At 61.1% G+C, this 15,164-nt stretch carries 13 protein-coding genes; 6 read left to right on the forward strand and 7 right to left on the reverse strand.

What is annotated here, in order from left to right; genetic code table 11:
- Positions 1 to 259: 259 nt before the first annotated feature.
- The 5 genes from gcvH to AC1DXW_RS15860 all read left to right on the forward strand — a co-directional run bounded on the left by gcvH (position 260) and on the right by AC1DXW_RS15860 (position 4,609).
- A complete protein-coding gene (gcvH, locus tag AC1DXW_RS15840; protein WP_150725972.1) occupies positions 260 to 643 on the forward strand; it encodes a glycine cleavage system protein GcvH in 384 nt (127 codons plus the stop codon).
- Positions 644 to 674: 31 nt separating this feature from the next.
- Positions 675 to 1,931, forward strand: a complete 1,257-nt coding sequence (glyA, locus tag AC1DXW_RS15845) for a serine hydroxymethyltransferase (protein WP_477754216.1) — start codon at positions 675 to 677, stop codon at positions 1,929 to 1,931.
- Positions 1,932 to 2,114: 183 nt separating this feature from the next.
- Positions 2,115 to 3,104, forward strand: a complete 990-nt coding sequence (gene lipA / locus AC1DXW_RS15850; protein WP_223454025.1) for a lipoyl synthase — start codon at positions 2,115 to 2,117, stop codon at positions 3,102 to 3,104.
- Between the two features lie 33 nt (positions 3,105 to 3,137).
- Positions 3,138 to 3,896: a M15 family metallopeptidase gene (locus AC1DXW_RS15855; protein WP_477754217.1), complete on the forward strand. Its 759-nt coding sequence runs from the start codon at positions 3,138 to 3,140 to the stop codon at positions 3,894 to 3,896.
- A complete protein-coding gene (locus tag AC1DXW_RS15860; protein ID WP_477754218.1) occupies positions 3,893 to 4,609 on the forward strand; it encodes a L,D-transpeptidase family protein in 717 nt (238 codons plus the stop codon). The genes AC1DXW_RS15855 and AC1DXW_RS15860 overlap by 4 nt, the downstream gene beginning before the upstream one ends.
- A 33-nt stretch (positions 4,610 to 4,642) precedes the next feature.
- Here the strand turns inward: AC1DXW_RS15860 and AC1DXW_RS15865 are convergent, their stop codons facing one another.
- The 7 genes from AC1DXW_RS15865 to ggt form a co-directional block, all read right to left on the reverse strand.
- Complete coding sequence (locus AC1DXW_RS15865; protein ID WP_477754219.1) at positions 4,643 to 6,031, reverse strand: purine-cytosine permease family protein; 1,389 nt, start codon at positions 6,029 to 6,031, stop codon at positions 4,643 to 4,645.
- Between the two features lie 45 nt (positions 6,032 to 6,076).
- Entirely contained in the window at positions 6,077 to 6,817 is a 741-nt protein-coding gene (locus AC1DXW_RS15870) for a TorF family putative porin (RefSeq protein ID WP_477754220.1), read from the reverse strand.
- 108 nt (positions 6,818 to 6,925) lie between these two features.
- Positions 6,926 to 8,665, reverse strand: coding sequence for an amidohydrolase (locus tag AC1DXW_RS15875; RefSeq protein ID WP_477754221.1), 1,740 nt, complete (start codon positions 8,663 to 8,665; stop codon positions 6,926 to 6,928).
- An 18-nt stretch (positions 8,666 to 8,683) separates the two neighbouring features.
- The gene (locus AC1DXW_RS15880) at positions 8,684 to 10,480 is read right to left on the reverse strand and encodes an amidohydrolase (RefSeq protein ID WP_477760181.1); all 1,797 of its coding nucleotides are present in this window, start codon (positions 10,478 to 10,480) and stop codon (positions 8,684 to 8,686) included.
- A gap of 201 nt (positions 10,481 to 10,681) precedes the next feature.
- On the reverse strand, positions 10,682 to 11,704 hold the full coding sequence (locus AC1DXW_RS15885) for a helix-turn-helix transcriptional regulator (protein WP_477754222.1): 1,023 nt from the start codon (positions 11,702 to 11,704) through the stop codon (positions 10,682 to 10,684).
- A 391-nt stretch (positions 11,705 to 12,095) separates the two neighbouring features.
- Positions 12,096 to 12,629 (reverse strand): cysteine hydrolase family protein, encoded by a 534-nt coding sequence (locus AC1DXW_RS15890; RefSeq protein WP_477754223.1) that lies wholly within the window; start codon positions 12,627 to 12,629, stop codon positions 12,096 to 12,098.
- A 69-nt stretch (positions 12,630 to 12,698) separates the two neighbouring features.
- The gene (gene ggt / locus AC1DXW_RS15895) at positions 12,699 to 14,426 is read right to left on the reverse strand and encodes a gamma-glutamyltransferase (RefSeq protein ID WP_477754224.1); all 1,728 of its coding nucleotides are present in this window, start codon (positions 14,424 to 14,426) and stop codon (positions 12,699 to 12,701) included.
- Between the two features lie 136 nt (positions 14,427 to 14,562).
- Between ggt and AC1DXW_RS15900 the strand changes: the two genes are divergently transcribed.
- Positions 14,563 to 15,075 carry a methylated-DNA--[protein]-cysteine S-methyltransferase gene (locus tag AC1DXW_RS15900; RefSeq protein WP_477760179.1) on the forward strand — a complete coding sequence of 171 codons (513 nt, stop codon included), beginning with the start codon at positions 14,563 to 14,565 and terminating at the stop codon, positions 15,073 to 15,075.
- Positions 15,076 to 15,164 lie beyond the last annotated feature (89 nt).

A 15,164-nucleotide genomic window follows, 5' to 3' on the forward strand; every position in this document is an offset into this window, starting at 1 on the left:
TTGCTGAATTCTCCGTCTTCAAATCGATACAGCGTAGCGAAATCAAGACAAAACCTTTCCCACACGCAATTACGGCATCTGCACCCACAGCCCTGCTTGCCTGTATTGATTTCAATACGAATGGAATCTCTCGCACTGAATAGAATTACTTCAAGCCATTGATTTAAAACAAATAAAAAACATTGGCACCGCCCTTGCTATCACTCCTCCAACCCCGCTCGTCGCCCCGCCACGAGCCTTAAAACAATAAGGAGTTGATATGAGCCAATTGCGTTTTACCGTCGATCACGAATGGTTGCGCCTTGAGAGCAATGGCCTGGTCACCGTCGGCATCACGGCGTTTGCCCAGCAGGCGCTGGGGGATGTGGTGTTCGTTCAGGTGCCTGAACTGGGCGCCTTCGATGCAGGTGCTGAAGTGTCGGTGCTGGAATCAGTGAAAGCCGCCAGCAGTATCGGCATGCCGCTGGACGGTGAAGTGGTCGAGATTAACGCGACGCTGGAGAGCACCCCTGAACTGGTCAACGAAGACCCATTGGGCGAAGGCTGGTTCTTTCGCTTCAAACCGGTCGATGCCCTGGCGTTGAGCGATTTACTCGATCAAGACGCCTATGAACGCCTGACCGCAGAACACGCCGACGCTTGAAGCCCCCCCGAATCCGCAAAAGGACCACACCATGTTCAGCAAGCACGACCAGATCAAAGGCTACGACGACGAACTGCTGGCGGCGATGAACGCCGAGGATGCGCGGCAGGAACACCATATCGAACTGATCGCCTCGGAAAACTACACCAGCCAACGGGTGATGCAAGCCCAGGGCAGCGGCCTGACCAACAAGTACGCCGAAGGGTATCCGGGCAAGCGTTACTACGGCGGCTGCGAGCACGTCGATGTGGTCGAGCAACTGGCCATCGACCGCGCCAAACAACTGTTCGGCGCCGATTATGCCAACGTCCAGCCGCACTCCGGCAGCCAGGCCAACGCCGCGGTTTACCTGGCCCTGCTGCAAGCCGGCGACACCGTGCTGGGCATGAGCCTGGCCCACGGCGGTCACCTGACCCACGGTGCCAAGGTGAGTTTTTCCGGCAAGCTGTACAACGCCGTGCAGTACGGCATCGACACCAGCACCGGCCTGATCGACTACGACGAAGTCGAGCGCCTGGCGGTCGAGCACCAGCCGAAGATGATCATCGCCGGGTTCTCGGCCTATTCGAAGACTCTGGACTTCCCGCGTTTCCGCCAGATCGCCGACAAGGTCGGCGCCTGGTTCTTCGTCGACATGGCCCACGTCGCCGGTCTGGTGGCCACGGGTCTGTACCCGAACCCGCTGCCCTTCGCCGATGTGGTCACCACCACCACGCACAAGACCCTGCGCGGCCCGCGTGGCGGTCTGATTCTGGCCAAGGCCAATCCCGAATTGGAGAAAAAGCTCAACGCCGCGGTATTCCCCGGTGGTCAGGGCGGCCCGCTGATGCACGTGATCGCCGCCAAGGCCGTGTGCTTCAAGGAAGCGCTGGAACCAGCATTCAAGACCTATCAGGCGCAAGTGATCCGCAATGCACAGGCCATGGCGCAGGTGTTTATCGAGCGCGGTTATGACGTGGTGTCCGGTGGTACCGACAACCATCTGTTCCTGGTCAGCCTGATCCGCCAGGGCCTCACCGGCAAAGACGCCGACGCCGCCCTCGGTCGCGCCGGCATCACCGTGAACAAGAACGCCGTGCCCAACGATCCGCAATCACCGTTCGTGACCTCCGGTTTGCGCATCGGCACGCCGGCGATTACCAGCCGTGGCTTCAAGGAAGCGCAGAGCATCGCGTTGGCTGGGTGGATCTGCGACATCCTCGATCACCTCGGCGATGCCGATATCGAGGCCAATGTTGCACGGCAGGCGGCGGCTTTGTGTGCGGACTTCCCGGTTTACCGCGACTGATCACACAACACAAAAACCCTTGTGGAAAAAAACTCTGTGGGAGCGAGCTTGCTCCGGGCGGCGTTCCGACGATGGCGGACTTTCATTCAACATCAATGCTGAATGTAATGGCCTCATCGCGAGCAAGCTCGCTCCCACAGGGTCTCCCACAGGTTCAGTACCCTGCTGCACAAGGAAAGCATCATGAATGCCATTGTCGAATCGACCGGCAAGAGCCCGGCCAAAGTAGAAATCGGCACCAAATTGCGCGGCGCGGAAAAGGTCGCGCGGATTCCGGTGAAGATCATTCCCACGGATGAATTCCCGCGCAAACCCGACTGGATTCGCGTGCGCATGCCGATCTCTCCCGAGGTCGACCGGATCAAGCAATTACTGCGTAAGCACAAGCTGCACAGCGTCTGCGAAGAAGCCTCGTGCCCCAACCTCGGCGAGTGTTTTTCCGGTGGCACGGCGACCTTCATGATCATGGGCGACATCTGCACCCGCCGCTGCCCGTTCTGCGATGTCGGCCATGGCCGGCCCAAGCCGCTGGACGTCAACGAACCGATGAACCTGGCCGTGGCCATCGCCGAGCTGCGCCTGAAGTACGTGGTGATCACCTCGGTGGACCGCGACGATTTGCGTGACGGCGGCGCCCAGCACTTTGTCGATTGCCTGCGGGAAATCCGCAAGCTGTCGCCCGGCATTCAACTGGAAACCCTGGTGCCGGACTATCGCGGACGCATGGACGTGGCCCTGGCGATCACCGCCAATGAGCCGCCGGATGTGTTCAACCACAACCTGGAAACCGTACCACGCCTGTACAAGGCCGCCCGGCCGGGTTCGGACTTCGAGTGGTCGCTGGACCTGCTGCAAAAATTCAAGCAAGCGGTGCCCCATGTGCCGACCAAATCCGGCCTGATGCTGGGCCTTGGCGAAACCGACGAGGAAGTCATCGAGGTCATGCAGCGCATGCGCGAGCACGACATCGACATGCTGACCCTCGGCCAATACCTGCAACCCTCGCGCAGTCACTTGCCGGTGCAGCGCTTCGTGCATCCCGACACCTTTGCCTGGTTCGCCGAGGAAGGCACGCGCATGGGCTTCAAGAACGTAGCGTCCGGGCCGCTGGTGCGTTCGTCCTATCACGCCGATCAACAACTTCATGGAGGTACGGACGGTTTCAAGCCATGATGGAATGACTGGTCATGCATGGAGCCGTTCCCGATGTCGCGTTCACCCTGTCTGTTGCTGCTGTGCCTGAGCCTTGCCACGCCGTGCATGGCCGACGAGTCGAAACCCGGGCACATGGTGTATGTGCGCAGCGTCGCCCCGGGCATCGAGCAGGACATCCGCTACGCCAGCGCGCACAACTTCACCGGGCACCCGCTCGACGGTTACCAGGCGGCGGAGTGCCTGCTGTCGGAGGACGCTGCAAAGGCATTGGCCCGAGTGCAAAGCTCGCTGAAAGCCGAAGGCTACGGCTTGAAGGTATTCGACTGCTATCGACCCAAGCGCGCGGTGGCGGACATGGGCCGCTTCGCCACCGAACCCGGTGACCCGCTGAAGACCGAGTTCTATCCACGGGTCGACAAGCAGGACTTCTGGCGCCTGGGTTATGTGGCCCGGGTGTCCAACCACTCCCGAGGCAACACCGTCGACCTGACGCTGACCGGCCCCGACGCCCTGCTCGCCGACACCTGGACGCCTTCGGTCACGCCAGTGGATTGCACCGCCCCTTACGGCCAGCGCTGGCACGACGGCGCGCTCGACATGGGCACCGGTTTCGATTGCTTCGATGAGCGGGCCCACACCGACTCGGCGCTGATCAACGCCACGGCCAAAGCCAATCGCCAGCGCCTGACCAGTGCCATGGCCAAGGAAGGCTTCGTGGGTTATTCGGCCGAGTGGTGGCACTTCACGTACAGCGGGAATCCGCAGAAGCCGGACGTCATGGACTTCCCCATCACGCCGCTTGCACCATGAACATTCTGCTCAAGACCCTGTTGGTGACGTTTTTTCCGCTGGCCGCAATGGCCCAGGGACTCGACGGCAGCGACCAACTGATCGTGGTCACCAGCAAAAACTGGGATGACGTTCAGGCCACTGCCCAGCGCTATGAACGGCGCGGCAAGACCTTTGAAAAGTTCGAAGCGCCGTTTGCAGTGGTGCTCGGCAAAAACGGCATGGGCTGGGGCAAAGGCCAACTCGACACCGGGCAACCTGAAGGCCCGGTCAAACAGGAAGGCGACGGCAAGGCACCGGCTGGAATGTTCAAGCTGGGTACGGCATTTGGCTACGAACCTTCCGCCGACACCCGCCTGCCCTATCTGTCGCTGACACCGACCATCGAATGCGTGGATGACAGCCAATCGGCTCGCTACAACCAACTGGTCGATGGCTCGGTGGTTGCCAAGGACTGGAGCAGTTCCGAACGCATGCGCCGCAGCGATGACTTGTACCACCAGGGCATTTTCATCCAGCACAACACCCCGGCCACTCCCACCGCCGGCTCGTGCATTTTCTTCCACATCTGGCGCGGCCCCACGGCGCCGACCCGTGGCTGTACGGCCATGGACCCGGCGAACATCGCACGGTTGTTCGATTGGCTCAACCCAAGTAAATCCCCGGTGCTGGTGCAACTGCCTGAAGCGCAGTACGAACGGTTGCGTGAGCGCTGGAAACTACCAAAGCGCTAGTCAACGCTGGCCCCCTCGCCACAAAAGCTGGTATTAACCCCGCTCAACCACCACCGCACTCATTGACGGCTTGGCCAGCGCGTAATAGATCACACCCGGCACCAGCAGCCCGACGATCCAGGAAATGTCCACGCCGCCCAGTTGCGCAACCATCGGCCCGGAGTAGAAATGGGTATCGACAAAGGGCAACTGGATCAACACGCCGATCACGTACACGCTGATCCCCAAGACGTTCCAGCGACCGTAGCGCCCTGCCGGGTCGGACAGCGCCGGGATGTCGTAACGCTCCTTGTTGATGAAGTAGTAATCCACCAGGTTGATCGCGCTCCACGGGGTGAAGAACGTCAGCAAAAACAGGATGAAGTACTTGAACGAGCTGAGGAACGAGTACTGCCCCAGCAATGCCAGCGTGGTGGATGCCGCGACAATCAGCAGCACGAACAACATGCGCTGGCGGGCGGTGATCTCCAGGCGACGACGAAAGCCACTGATGATGGTGGCGATGCACATGAAACTGCCGTAGGCGTTGAGGGTGGACACCGTGACCTTGCCGAAGACAATGCTCAGGTACAGCAAGGACGCGATCACCCCGGTGCTGCCCAGGCCGACAATGGTCGCCACTTCGTGCCCACGGAAATTCGCCCCGGCCAGTGCGGCGGCGAACACCCCCAGCACCATCGAAGTCTGCGCTCCCAGCACCGTGCCGAGGCCGACAGCGGCGAAGGTTTTCCACGACGAAGTCTTGCTCGGCAGGTAGCGCGAGTAGTCCGCCACGTAAGGGCCGAAGGCGATCTGCCAGGACGCCGAGAGCGACACCGCCAGCAGGAAGGTGCTCCAGCCGAAATGACGATTGTCAAGCAGCAGGCCGATGTCGTTGAGGGTCATCAACCGGGTGAACAGGTAGGCGAAGGCGATGATGCCCAGCACGCTGGCCACCCGCCCGACCAGGTGAATCACCCGATACCCGAAGATCGTCAGGAACGCGATACACGCGGCGAAAATCAGGATGCCGGCGCTGTCGCTGACACTGATCAACTGCGCAATCGCCTGCCCCGACAACACTGCGCCGGTGGCGCTGAAACCCAGGTACATCAGGCACACCAGGACAATCGGGATCGCCGCGCCATACACGCCGAACTGCACTCGGCTGGAGATCATCTGCGGCAGCCCGAGCTTCGGCCCTTGTGCCGCGTGCAGCGCCACCACGGCACCGCCGAGCACTTGCCCGATCAGCAAGCCGATCAGCGACCAGAACACATCGCCACCCAGTACCACCGCCAGGGCACCGGTGACGATAGCGGTGATCTGCAGGTTGGCGCCGAGCCACAGGGTGAACTGGCTGTAGAGGCTGCCGTGACGCTCAGCCTCGGGAATGAAATCAATCGAGCGGGTCTCGATCAGGGGACTGCGTTGCGCACTCATGACGATGTTTCCTTTGAGGAACTGTTTTTGTTGTCGGGGATGAACTTAGAAGGTCTTGGTGGCACTGGCAACGACCGTGGCCGAGCACAGGTCGTCATAGCCGTACCAACTGGCGCACTCGCTTTTCGACAAGTCCGTGTCGATATAGCTCAGGCCCCAGGTGACGCCGACGAAGTCGCGGGTCAGCTTGGCTTCCCACTCGTAGTAAGACTCACGGCTATCGCCACTGGCGGACCAGAACGCGGGGTCATTCACATCGTTGCGCCCAAAGCGCAAGTCCAGGCCGACTTCGGCCGGCAAATCGATTTTGTAGCCCAGGTAGGTGTAAAGGGTGTCCTGGTCCTCGCCGAAGAAATTCGGCGTGTCCTTGGAGTAATAGGCACCCAGCTTCACGCCGTACAGGTCGAGGACGGCGTAGACCTCGCTGAGGTTGAATTCAGAATTCTTCGGGTAGTCGTACTTGATGTAGCCCAGATCCAGGCTGATCGCGTCGGTCGCCTGCCAGTAGTAACCCGCGTAGTACTCAAGCTCCTGCCGGGTATCGAAGCCGCCACCGAAATCAACATTGGAGGTCCAGGCGCCGATGTACAGGCCGCTGCTGTGCAGCAGCGTTGCGCCGCCCTGCACCGCCGGATCGCCCAGGGTTTGCGAGATGCCGCGGGTACGGTAGTCGCTGACGACGCCCAGGGTCATGTCCAGGCTGAAATCATCGTTGAGGGCCAGGGCCTGGCTGGTCAGGGGGGCCAGTGCCAGCGCGGCGAGGGTCAATGCTGAAAATGCGTTCATACAGTTCTCTTGTTGTTATGGCGTACGGGGAATTTCAGGCATGGCGATGCCAGGCCCCTCGCGCTACGAGGGGCTGGCAGTTTTTTGCGTGTGCTGGGTGTACGCAGGTCAGGACGCGGGGGCGTAGACCTGCTTGCCGGCGAAGAAAGTGTTCAGGACTTTGGTTTCGAACAGGTCGTCATCGCTGACCTTGAACACATCACGGTCGAGGATGATCAGGTCAGCCTGTTTGCCCGGTGCCAGCGAACCGATCTGTTTGTCCAGGCGCAGGGTTTTCGCGGCGTTGAGGGTGTAGGCGTAGAACATGGTCTGGCGGTCGATGCTTTCCTTGGCATTGAGTACGCCCAACGGACCTTTGCGCGTGCTGGCCTGGGCAATGGCGTTGAACGGGTTGGCGCTCGACACCGGCCAGTCGCTGCCACCGGCAATCGTCGCGCCGGCGTTATGCAGGGACCGCGCGGGATACTGGTAACCGTAGGCAAAGGCGCTGATGTAGGGCTTGACCAGTTCGACGGTGTAGGACTCGCCGGTGGCCCACAGCAGTTGCATCGAAGCGATCACGCCCAGTTGCTTGAAGCGTGGAAACTCCTTGGGATTGACCAGTTGCAAGTGCGCGATGCTGTGCGGCACCGGCGTCGGGCTGAGCTTGCGCGCATACGCCACGCCATTGAGCGCTTCACGCACCGCGCGATCGCCGACGGCATGCATGTGCACGATCCAGCCGCGCTTTTCCGCCGCCACCACCAGTTCGCCGAAGTGCGCCGGGTCGGTCAGCAACTGACCATTTTTATGGCTGTTCTTGAATGGCACGATGACCGCTGCGGTTTGCCCCGGGAATTCGAGAATGCCGTCGACAAACACCTTGATGCCGGGGAACGTCAGGTTAGGCACGCCCTCGAACTGCTTCATCACCGTGGCGATCACTTCCAGGTCGGCGGGCTTGCTCTTCGGATTGGTGACCATCAACGCGGCGACGTGGGCGCTGAGTTCGCCGTTCTGCGCCAACTCCTTGTACAGCGGCAGCACGCCGACGCTTTCGGCGGTGGCATGGAAATCGAACAGCGAATCTTCGCTGCCGCCGTTCGCCGCCGCGTCCATCCAGGCGGTGACGCCGAATTGATTGTTGATCTTCACCGCCTCGCGAGCGGCCTTGAGCATGGCCTCCGGGGTAGGCGCCGGAATACCGTTGCGCACCACGTCCCAGCGGGATTCGGCAAAGTAGCCGTTCGGCGTGAAGTCCGCCTCATGGCCGATGTAGCCGCGCTCTTTTTCCGGCAGGCTTTTCACCAATGCCGCGTCGATGTTCAGGCGCTTGAGCATTGCGTTGTTGGCCCAACCGGTGTGACCGTCGATGCCGCTGAACACAATCGGTTGTTCTGCCCAGCGTCCCTGGTTGAACACCTTGCCCAGTTCACGGCTTTTCTCCCAGTAGGCCGAACTGACCCCCGCCACGCTGATCACATCACCGGAGCGGGCACGCCCGGTCTTGTCTTCTTCGATCAACCATTGCTCCAGTTCCGGCAAGGGTTTGACCTCGTCCAGCAGGTTGGCCTTCATGCTGTCGAAGGCGCCCGAGACCGGGTGGCTGTGGGTGTCGATCATGCCCGGCATCAACACTTTGCCCGCCAGGTCGATGCGCTGGGTCTTGGCATCGGCCAGGGCATTGATTTCGGCATCGCTGCCCACTTTCAGAATCTTGCCGTCTTGCACCGCAACAGCCTGCACCAGCGCCTGGCCGGGTTCGGCGGTAAAGACCTTGCCGTTGAACAACACCAGGTCAGCGGCGGCCATGGCCTGCACCGACGACAAGGCCAGCGCGGCGGCCAACAGGTTTGGAATCAATCGCATCGGAACGCTCTCTAGTTTTTATGGGGCGGATCGGGAAGTAACCGCTTGGGAAACCACGTGTGGCGCAAGCCCGAGGAACGGCGCCTTGGCCCACACGACCTTGCCGCCGACCAGCGTCAGCAGCACGTCGTTGCGCCCCAGTTCCTCCTCGGGCACCTGCATGAAGTTCTTGTCGAGCACGATCAGGTCAGCGAACTTGCCGACTTCGACCGAGCCCAGCACCGCCTCCAGCTTGAGCTGTTCGGCGGAACTGAGGGTGATGCTGCGCAGCACTTCGGCTCGCGACAGCGCCGGATCGGCATTGAGTCGCCCGGCATACTTGGGGCCATAGCTATGCGGATTGGTGGGGTCGCCGGAACGGGTGACACCGACTTTCAACGCCAGGAATTCATCCAGCGGATCGACCGGCCAATCGCTGCCAAACGCCACTCGACCGCCCGCATGGGCGATGCTGCCCGAGGGTTCCATGCGCGCAAATCGCGCGGCGCCAAGGTGATCACTGGTGCCGTCGACCGTGGACGGTGCCTGCTGGGCCCACTGGAACGACATGGTGGCCGTGACGTCCAGTGCCTTGAAGCGCGAATAGTCGGCAGGATCGACAGACTCGGCGTGCGCGATGGCCGGACGGAAATCAGTACCGGGCAGTTCCTTGCGCACGTAGGCGACGCTGTCCAGTGCATCGCGCACCGCGCGCTCGCCGGTAGCGTGCAGGTGCGGATCGAGACCGGCCTTGACCGCTTGCAGCAACAACGGATTAAGCACTTGCGGCGGGAAGTACAGTTCGCCCAGATTCTTGCCCGGCGTCCACTTCGGCGCCTTGTCGGTGCCGCTGTTGTGCAGGTACGGGGTCAACATGGCGCCGGTGTCCGCCGGGGCATTGATGATGCCGTCCATGAACAGTTTGACGTGGCGCATGTTCACGCCCGGCGCGACATGCACTTCACCCTGGTCGTAGGTGCTGGCCAGGGCCTTGGCCTCGGCGATGGTTTTCACCGGGTCGGCGGCAGCGGCGGCCGGGTCCAGCTTGATCGCCAGCAAGGCCCGGGCTGTCAGCTCGCCGGACTTTTGCAGGCTGGTGAAGGCTTTGCCGTTTTCCGGGCCGGACAGCGCATCGAAGAAACTGGTGATGCCTTGCTGGCGCATGGCGTCGAGGGCTGCTCGAACCTGATTGAGTTTTTCCGCGTCGGTAGCAGGCGGGACCACGGCGGCCAACGATTCGGCGGCGCCGTCTTCACTGATGCCGTTCGGGTTGCCGGCGCTGTCGCGTCGGTATTTGCCGTCTTCGGGGTCGGCGGTGTTCTTGTTGATGCCGGCCAGTTCCAGGCCGCGAGAGTTGGTCAGCACGGTGTGGAAGTCGGTGGAGCGCACCTGGATCGGACGCTGGGTCTTGAGCACGTCCAGGGTCGATTTGTCGGCGTCGCCATCGAGCCCGGTCATCCCCATGCGATCCCAGCTGCCCACTTCCAGCCACACGTCCGGGCCCTTGTCCTTGTCGGCATCGAGGCACGCCTGGATGCTCGCCTGAAACTGCGCGCGGGTCATGGTCTGGTATTTCAGGTCGCACAAGGTCATGGCGCGACCGCCATCCCCCGGGTGCATGTGCRCATCGACGAAGCCCGGCATCAGCATGCGCCCGGCCAGGTCGATCAGTTGTGTTTGCTTGCCGATGTAGCCGTCGACCCCGGCATCGCTGCCGACATAGACGATCTTGCCGCCGGAAATGGCGATGGCCTGCTGCACGGAATTCTGGCCATCGACGGTGTAGACGTAGCCATTGCGCATGACCGTGTCAGCGGGTGTCGCCGCCAACGCCATGCCGGAAAACGCCGTTGTCGACGCAATGGCGATGAACAACCTGGAAAGTCTCAAATGCCTCACCCCTGTTCTTATTGTTTTGAAGCGGCCCGAAGCGACTGCGTCAGCCCCTGATAGACAGGGCCTACCCTATAGGGCGCAGCGTTCGAATGGACCTCTGCAAATGAGGAGGGGTAAGGCAAATAATTGAAACGGCTGGGATTAATCCCGGCGCACGGACTCCGCCAGCGCGCCTGGCGAACGCAGGACGGAGCCCAGTTCCACCTTGCTTTTCACACCGAGCTGCAAGTAGCAATTACGCAAATAGGTGCGCACGGTCGCGGGGCTCAGGGCGAGCATTTTGGCGATCTCCTTGTAGGAGTGGCCGGCGGCGAACAGCATCGCTGCAGTGCGTTCCCGTGGTGCCAGGCCATCTCCGCCTGATGGCGCATCGAGGGAAAGGATGACGTGTTCGGCGTTGGGGGTGAGGGTCAGGGCGCAGCGGCCCAGGCGGATCACGCAGGGGGCTTTGGACAATTGCGCGATCACATCAGGTGGCAGCGTGGAGCCGCTCCAGCCGGGCAGTTCGCGTTGAATGGCGGCGCACAGTCTGGCGCCCACATAGAGCAGACTGCCGTCCATGCGCGCGACGCCAAAATCACTTGCGCCGTTTTCGCTGTCGAAGCGAATCATGTCTTGAACCTGGAACCGCCACAGCTGGAACAGGTGATCGCAGAATGCCGAAAACAGCTCGGCTTCGTTCTCCTCGAATGCCTGTTCATCCTGGCCACGGTAGAGGCAGACGAAAAACATCAAGCCGCTTTCGGGCAGCTCATAGGTGATGCACATCAGGTGGTAGAGGTCATGGCGCCGGGCGAACTCATTGACCGCTTCGCAAGGGTCGTTGAAGCCGCTGTCGCGCAATACCTCGCCAGGCTGATTCAACGTGTCGTAGGAGAATTTGTCATTGGCTGCGACCGGATGCCACTCGGCGGCAAAGGATTCGGGGAGATTGATGCTGCCGTGCATCCAGCTCTGGGGGGGAACATCAGGACCTGGCGTCGACATCTCGCCCCACCAGGCAGACGCGAAGGGCACCAGGGGACCGAATGCCTGCAGGCCATCGGCGATGAATCGCGACGCCCCGCTGTCCCGCGCCAGCCGGCCCAGGTGCAATACGCAATGATTGAACGCCTTCAGCGTGGCCAGCGACCTGTTGTCGTCGACCTTGTTTCCCTCCTCCATCGTTGCGATCCCGTTCACTGCATGGTCTGGTGTTTCGACGATGCCATAGCGTCGGGAATGGCGTCCAGCTTGCCGTGACGTCAATAGTTACAAACAGCCCGCTCCCACGGGGTAAATGGGTGTATGCAAAATCGGCCAGCGACTGAAATTACTGTGGGAGCGAGCTTGCTCGCGATAGCGGTGGGTCAGCCGACACCGATGCTGGCTGTAATGACGCCATCGCGAGCAAGCTCGCTCCCACAGGGTTGGTAGGTGTGCGCAACATCTGCGAGCAACCGAAATTACTGTTGGAGCGAGCTTGCTCGCGATGGCGGTGGGTCAGCCAATATCAATGTTGAATGTGCTGGCCTCATCGCGAGCAAGCTCGCTCCCACAGGTAAATGTGGTGGTTTCAGAAATGGATGTCCTTGGCCGGTATCACATCGATCCGCGCCACGGAACCGGTCAGGTGCGCCAGGTCCTTGTTGTGCTCGGCGATGATGTCTTCGGCGGTCAGGTTGCCGTTGTCGATGGTGGAATGCGCATCGCCCGCCAGCACCACGTCGTAGCCCAGTTTCAGGGCCTGACGCACGGTGGCGTTGACGCAGTAATCGGTCTGCAGGCCGCAGATGACCAGGCGCTCGAAGTCCTCCTTCGGCAACAGTTTTTGCAGGTTGGTCTGGTAGAACGAATCCCCGGTGGTCTTGCGCACGCGGTGGTCCTTGGGCGAGGTTTCCAGCCCTTCGGCCAGTTGCCAGCCGGCAGCGCCATGTGCCAGCGGACTGCCCGCTTCTTCGTGCTGGATCAGCACCACGGGCACTCCCGCCTTGCGCGCCCGGGCAGACAGGTCATTGATGGTGTTGATGACCCGTCCAATCTCGAAGCACTCGTACTCACCGGAACACAAAGCCTGTTGGACGTCGATGATTAACAACGCAGTGGTCATGATTTCCTTCCTTGTGATGTCGATGGATCAGGGGACGAACATAAGCCCGTCCCCCTCCGGACACAAGCCTCAATAACCCAGCGACAACCCGGTGTTACGCCGTGGGTCGTTCGCCCCGTAGAAACGGTTCTTGCCTACCGGCTTGCCACCCAGGGATGGCGCGCCGACCAGGATCGCCGCCAGGTGGTTGGCATCCTGGGGACCGGCGAACTTGTGGCCCCAGCTTTCGAGGATTTTCACCGTGTCCGGGCTGGTGGTGAAGGCTTCCAGGTTGGTTTCCTCCGGCAGCCACTGCTGGTGGAACCGCGGTGCATCCACCGCTTCCTGGATGTTCATGCCGTAGTCGATCACGTTGAGCATGGTCAGCAAGGTCGCGGTGATGATCCGGCTGCCACCCGGCGTACCGACCACCATCACCACTTTGCCGTCCTTGGTGACGATGGTCGGGCTCATGGACGACAACGGCGCCTTGCCGGGGGCGATGGCATTGGCCTCGCCCTGCACCAGGCCGTACATGTTCGGCACGCCGATTTTCGAGGTGAAGTCGTCCATTTCATCGTTGAGGATGACCCCGGTCTTGCTCGCCATCACGCCGGCACCGAACCAGTCGTTGAGGGTGTAGGTCACCGACACCGCGTTGCCCCACTTGTCGACGATGGAGTAATGGGTGGTGTTGTTGCCTTCATGGGGCGCTACGCCGGGCTTGAGTTCGCTGGAAACCGCGGCTTTTTGTGGTTTGATCGCTTCGCGCAGCTTGGTCGCGTAGTTTTTATCCAGCAGATGGGCAATCGGGTTCTTCACGAAATCCGGGTCACCCAGGTAGCTGTTACGGTCCACATAGGCGTGGCGCATCGCTTCGATCTGATAGTGCATGCCCTGGGCCGAGTGGTAGCCCAGATCCTTCATCGGATAACCTTCGAGGATGTTCATGATCTCGCAGATCACTACGCCGCCGGAGCTCGGTGGCGGTGCCGAGACCACGTGGTAGCCACGGTAGTCGCACTCGATGGGCGCCAGTTCGCGGGTCTTGTATTTGTCGAGGTCGGCCTGGGTGATGATGCCCTTGTTGGCCTGGCTGGAGGTGACGATGGCGTCGGCCACCCAACCCTTATAGAAACCGTCGGCGCCTTTCTCGGAGATCTCCCGCAGGGTCTTGCTCAGGTCCTTTTGCACCAGTTTCTGGCCGACCTGCATCGGCTCGCCTTTGCTCAAGAAGATCGAGCCGGAATCCTTCATGTCCTTCTTGAACATGTCGGTGGCGTAGTCCAGCAGATCGACGTCGCCCTGCTCCAGTTCAAAACCGTCTTCAGCCAACTTGATGGCCGGGGCGATGATTTCCTTGCGCGGTTTGGTACCGTATTTGGACAGCGCCAGTTCCATGCCCGAAACGGTGCCCGGCACGCCCACGGCCAGGTGGCCACGGGTACTCAAATCGGGAACGACGTTGCCCTCCTTGTCCAGGTACATGTTGGCGGTAGCGGCCAGCGGGGCTTTTTCACGGAAGTCGAGGAAAGTCTTGCGCCCGTCCGCCAGTTGAATGGTCATGAAACCGCCGCCGCCGAGGTTGCCTGCCGCGGGGTACACAACCGCCAGCGCATAGCCGACCGCGACCGCCGCATCCACGGCGTTGCCGCCGTTCTTGAGCACATCCACGCCCACATGGCTAGCCAGGTGCTGGGCCGTGACCACCATGCCGTTTTCCCCGGTAGCCGGGGCCACGGAGGCGGCATGGGCGGTCAGGCAGCTGAGCGCCAACGAGGTCGCAATCAGCGATTTGGCAAAAGGTTCGTACTTCATGAGTCAGTCTCTTCTTGTTATTTCGTAGGAAAACGCTTCAAAAGCCGTAGCCAAGTATGGTCGGGATTACGTATTGCGCCTCCCCGTCGAGACAGTATCCTTAACGCCTGTTCAGCAATTTTGCGCGAGCCCTGGCATGACCTATACCTGCACCACCGTGGCGTCACCTGTGGGCCAGTTGAAGCTGGTCGCGAACGGTTCACGACTGGCGGCCATCCTCTGGGAAAACGACAAACCCGGCCGGGTTCGCCTGGGGCCGATGAGCGAAGCGCCGAACAACCCGATCCTGGTTCACACGGCTGCGCAGTTGCGCGAATATTTTTCCGGCACCCGCGATCGCTTCGAACTGGAACTGGATTTTGCCGGTACGGAATTTCAGAAGAAGGTCTGGGCGGCGCTGCTGACCATCCCGTTCGGAGAGACCCGCAGCTACAGCCAGATCGCCGAGCAGATTGGCAACCCGGCGGCGGTCAGGGCGGTGGGGGCGGCGAATGGCAAGAACCCGATTTCGATCGTGGCGCCGTGTCACCGGGTGATTGGTGCGTCGGGCAAGCTCACCGGGTTTGCCGGTGGGCTTGAGGCGAAGGCGTTGTTGCTGACGCTGGAGGGTGGGCAGTGGCCCGGCACGGCACGCCTGCCAGGCTTTTGATCTTTTGATCTTTTGATCTTTTGATCTTTTGATCTTTTGATCTTTTGATCTTTTGATCTTTTGATCTTTTGATCTTTTGATCTTTTGAT

Source organism: Pseudomonas sp. P4_C4, from assembly GCF_056402055.1.